Annotated in this window: 5 protein-coding genes; 2 read left to right on the top strand and 3 right to left on the bottom strand. The window is 67.3% G+C overall.

Features of this window, described 5'->3' with window-relative positions:
- Both B1964_RS30755 and B1964_RS21740 read right to left on the bottom strand, forming a co-directional pair.
- The coding region (locus B1964_RS30755; protein ID WP_216354271.1) for a hypothetical protein at window positions 1-258 on the bottom strand (258 nt) is incomplete at its 3' end.
- Window positions 259-312: 54 nt separating this feature from the next.
- The gene (locus B1964_RS21740; protein ID WP_079931242.1) at window positions 313-1,728 is read right to left on the bottom strand and encodes an amidase; all 1,416 of its coding nucleotides are present in this window, start codon (window positions 1,726-1,728) and stop codon (window positions 313-315) included.
- Between the two features lie 73 nt (window positions 1,729-1,801).
- On the opposite strand from B1964_RS21740, the gene B1964_RS21735 reads away from it, so the two are divergent.
- The gene (locus tag B1964_RS21735; RefSeq protein WP_079931241.1) at window positions 1,802-2,791 is read left to right on the top strand and encodes an alpha/beta hydrolase family protein; all 990 of its coding nucleotides are present in this window, start codon (window positions 1,802-1,804) and stop codon (window positions 2,789-2,791) included.
- On the opposite strand, the gene B1964_RS21730 is transcribed toward B1964_RS21735, so the two are convergent.
- Window positions 2,792-3,385, bottom strand: coding sequence for a TetR/AcrR family transcriptional regulator (locus tag B1964_RS21730; protein ID WP_079931240.1), 594 nt, complete (start codon window positions 3,383-3,385; stop codon window positions 2,792-2,794).
- 104 nt (window positions 3,386-3,489) lie between these two features.
- Between B1964_RS21730 and B1964_RS21725 the strand changes: the two genes are divergently transcribed.
- On the top strand, window positions 3,490-4,611 hold a 1,122-nt coding region (locus tag B1964_RS21725), incomplete at its 3' end, for an MFS transporter (RefSeq protein ID WP_079931239.1).

Raw genomic sequence — 4,611 nt, 5'->3', positions numbered from 1 at the left:
GAGAAACACGGAGATCGCCGGGGTCACCAAGAACGCGATTCGACGCCGGACACGCCTCACCATCACCCCGGTCACGGCCGCGACCAAAACCACCGCCTGTACGATGGCCATTCCGACCACCGTGCCGAGAAAAGAAGTGACAGACCCGAAGTCACCTCCCATCAGCGTGGCGGGCCGCCGACTGAAGAAGGCCACGACAGCCATCACAGCCGCGCCCAGCCCGCCTCCCGCTGCCAGGAGCGCGGCCCCCTTCGACACAGCTCGACCACACAGCTCTACCCCCATCCGACATCTCCCCCTGAGTTCCCGGCGTCAGCCGGCGTCGTTGATTCGCGCGAACGGTTGTGCCGCCTCGAGTTCGTAGGCGAGTTCGAGCAGCGTGCGCTCGTCACCGAGGTCGGTGGTGAAGTGCATGCCGAGGGGCAGGCCCTGCGAGGTCTGCGCGAGCGGCAGGCTGATACCCGGCGCGCCGGAGGTGTTGTTGGCCGGGGTGAACGCGACGTAGCGGGTCAGCCGGTCGAAGATCTCGTCGAAATCGCCTGCGGGATCGAGGTATCCGATCTTCGGGGTGGTGTGCGCCAGCGTCGGCGAGAGGACCGCGTCGAAGCGGGCGAAGGTCTCCCGGAAACGGACGGTCGACTGTTTGAGTCCGCGGATCACCGACGGCGTACGCCACATGCGGCGAAGGTACAGGCGCGAGAGTCCGCGGGTGAACGGATCGAGCTTGCTGCGGTCGAAACCCTTGTCGATCATCCGTTTTCCGAATCGGTCCAGCGAGAACGCCAGCATCGCCCAGTAATCGGTGAACTGGGTGACATAGGCACGGTCGACTGGCACCGGAATGAATTCGGCGCGGTGGCCCAGGCTTTCGAGGAGCTCGGCGGTGGCGGTCAGGCCGGCCTGGGTGTCGTCATCGAGCAACTGTCCGGTCAGCGGCTCGGTGAGCATGGCGATGCGCAGGCGCCGCTCCGACGGCCCTTCGACGAGACCCACGGGTGGGAGATCCGTTGCCGGACAGAATTTCTCGGCGTCGGCGAGGAAGTGGGCGGTGTCGCGCACACTACGACTGATGACCCCGTTGGAGATGAGGTCGATGGGCATCGCCTTACCCTCGGGCGAGGCCACCACCCGGTCGCGGCTGGGTTTGAGTCCCACGAGTCCGCACGCGGCGGCCGGGATCCGGATCGATCCGCCGCCGTCGTTGCCGTGCGCGATCGGCAACGCCCCCGATGCGACGAGTGCGGCCGATCCGCCGGAGGACGCACCCGAGGAGTAGTCGGTGTCCCAGGGATTGCGGGTGGGGTCCCGGTCGACGAATTCGGTCGTCGCGGTCAGACCGAACGCCGGCAGCGTCGATGCCCCGACGATGTTCAGTCCGGTGGCGAGCAGTTGATCGGTGAACGGCTCGTTGGCGGTGGCCACCCGCACGGGGACCGCCGCGGACCCGTGGGTCGTCGGGATACCCGCCATCAGGGTGTTGTTCTTGATGACCGAAGGCACGCCGGCGAACACGCCACCACCGAAATCGTCGTCGGCGGCGCGCTTGCGGGCACGTTCCCTGTCGTCGACGGCGATCGCGTTGATCTGCGGGTTGACCCAGTCGATCCGCTCGAGCGCGGCGTCGACGGCTTCGGTCGCCGAGATCTCCCCCGCGGCGATGGCCTCCGCCACGCCGAGTGCGTCGGACTGCCCGAGTGCGTCGTCACCGAATGCATGCACATGCCTCATGCGGGCCCACCCTAGCGGGCGTCGACCCTGATAGCGTCCACTCCATCCACAAGACACGAAACGGGGCCCGGGGATGACGCGACGAGCACGACGTGGATTGCTGATCGCGGTGCTGGCCATCGCAGCGCTACTCGTTCCGGTCGGTGTGGCTCCCGACGCCCATGCGGCCGGGCACATGGTGTCGGCGGGCTCGCCGTCGGAGAAGCTCACCACCATCGTCGTGCACTCCGATGCGATGGACCGCGACATCCCGCTGACGGTGATCAAGCCGCGCGATCCGTCGCAGCCGCGAGGCGTGCTGTATCTGCTCAACGGCGCCGGCGGCGGTGAGGACAGCGCCTCCTGGCTCGCGCAGACCGACATCGAGTCGTTCTTCGCCGACAAGAACGTCTACGTCGTCATCCCCGAGCAGGGCGCATTCAGTTACTACACCGACTGGATTCGTCGTGATCCGACACTCGGCGTCAACAAGTGGTCGACGTTCCTCGGCTCGGAGTTGCCCGCGGTCATCGACTCGACCTACCGCACGAGCGGACGCAACGCGATCGGCGGCATCTCGTCGTCGGGGACCTCGGTGCTCAATCTGGCGATCGCTCATCGCGGGCTCTATCGGGCGGCAGCGTCCTACAGCGGTTGCGCCTCGACGTCGGACCCGTTGGGGCAGCAGTACATCAAGCTCGTCGTCGACGGTCGCGGCGGTGGCAACACCGTGAACATGTGGGGCCCCGACAACGGTCCGCTGTGGCGTGCCAACGATCCCGTCCTCAATGCGGGCAAGCTGCGCGGCACCGCGCTCTACATCTCGAACTCCAGTGGTCTGCCCGGTCCGCACGACACCCCGCAGGCGGTGCGCGACCCGATCACGCTGACCGATCAGGTGGTGCTCGGCGGCGGGATCGAGGCGGCGACCAGCATCTGCACCCAGCAACTCCTCGGACGCCTCAACGGACTGCGCATCCCCTACACCGCCGACGTCGGCCGGCCGGGCACCCACTCATGGGGCTACTGGCAGGATCAGCTCCACCGGTCGTGGCCGTTCTTCCGACGCGCGATCGGCGGCTGATCAGGCGATCATCGCCATCACATCGCCGGCCAGTCGCGCGGCGAACGCGTCGTCGATGGCCTTGCCGAACACCGCGTGGTGATAGAGCGGCGCGATGATGTGGTCGAGGATCTGCTCGACGGTCGGCGTCGGCTCGCCGCGGTCGGTGGCGCGGGCCACCATCTGCTGCGCCTGGTCGCGCCGGATCTCCCAGCACGGGCATTCGTCGACGAGTTCATCGCGCGCGACGATCATCGCCCGTAGGTAAGAACGACGTTTGGGCCGCCCGATGTCGGCGGCGATGATCTGTGCCCAGTCGGTGAGATCGCCACGCAGACTGCCGGTATCGGGGAGATCTTCCCCCTGGGTGAGGGCGGCGACCGCCACCTCCTCGACGAGTGCGGTGATCGATCCCCAGCGCCGGTAGATCGACGTCGGATTGACCCCGGCGAGCTCGGCGACCTGCGGGATGGTCATGGTCTCGCGCTCGCCGGCACCGACGAGTTGTCCCACGGCGCGGTAGACGGCCTGCTGCACGCGAGCACTGCGTCCACCGGGCCGTCGTGGGTGTTGCCCCTCGTCCACCTGCACATTCGTCGCCGTTGTCGCACTCATGGAATCGATTATTGCAAACCGCGTTGCTTTAGGGGTCCATCCCGGCTAGTTTGACTAACGCAAACATCTTTGCTTTTGCCGGCTCGTCAACTTCGGAGGTTCCCGTGTCGCGACTACATCCGCACCGCGCGTTCTGGGTGGTCACCGCCACGGTGGTGATGGTGCTGTTCGCGTCGGCGGCGCCCTCACCCCTCTATCCCGTCTACCAACAGCTATGGGGTTTCTCGTCGTTCACCCTGACCGGCGTCTTCGCGATCTACGTCGTCACGATGCTGATCAGCCTGCTGTCGGTGGGATCGCTCTCCGATCACATCGGCCGACGGCCCGTTCTCGCGGTTGCCCTGGTCCTGCTGATCGCGAGCATGGTGTTGTTCCTGGTCGCCGACGGCGTCGGCACCCTGATGGCGGCCCGTGCACTGCAGGGATTGGCGACCGGTGCCGCGATCGGCACCCTGACGGCGACCGTCGTCGACATGGCACCGAGCCCACGCCTGTCGTCGGCGATCACCGGGGCAGGGCCGACCATCGGTCTCGCCGGCGGGGTCGCGGTGGCCGGCGTTCTCGTTCAGTACGCTCCCCACCCTCGCTTCCTGGTCTACGAGATCGTCCTCGCCCTCTACGCCGTCCTCCTGATCGCACTGCTGATTGTGCCGGAAACGTCTGAGCGCGTGGGCTTCTCGTCACGACGTCACCTGCTCGGCACCCTGGCACCGCAGGCGTCGGTGCCCGCCGGGGTGCGCCCGCTGTTCTGGGCGGCCATCCCCGCGTTCGTGGCCACATGGTCGCTCGGTGGCCTCTACCTCTCGCTCGGCTCATCGGTGGTGGCGCGCGTGTTCGGCGTCGCCAATCACGCCGAAGCGGGCCTACTGCTGTTCGTCTTCTTCGCCGCCGGCGCGCTGACCTCGTTGCTGGTCACGACGTGGGCGCCGCAGGCCAAATTGGCCTTCGGCTATCCGGCGCTCGCCGGTGGTGCGGTCATCTCGCTGGCCGGCGTGCTCACCGAGTCACTGCCGGTGTACATCGTCGGCTCGCTGATCGCCGGATCCGGATTCGCCGGGACCTTCCTCGGTGCATTGGACTCGATCAGCGCGCAGACACCCGCTCCTGCGCGGGGCCAGGTCTTCTCGGCGGTCTTCATCGTCAGCTACGTGGCCTTCAGCGTGCCCGCGGTGATCGCCGGACTCGTTGTCGGCCACCTCGGTCTGCGCGCCACCGTCGCGATCTAC

It is taken from the genome of Gordonia sp. i37 (genome assembly GCF_002043085.1).
Taxonomy (GTDB): domain Bacteria; phylum Actinomycetota; class Actinomycetes; order Mycobacteriales; family Mycobacteriaceae; genus Gordonia; species Gordonia polyisoprenivorans.
This window is presented reverse-complemented; position numbering and strand designations above follow the sequence as displayed.

Coding starts and splice junctions, on each gene's coding strand:
- B1964_RS21740 (WP_079931242.1), bottom strand. CDS start 1,728: ATGAGGCATGTGCATGCATTCGGTGACGACGCACTCGGGCAGTCCGAC.
- B1964_RS21735 (WP_079931241.1), top strand. CDS start 1,802: ATGACGCGACGAGCACGACGTGGATTGCTGATCGCGGTGCTGGCCATC.
- B1964_RS21730 (WP_079931240.1), bottom strand. CDS start 3,385: ATGAGTGCGACAACGGCGACGAATGTGCAGGTGGACGAGGGGCAACAC.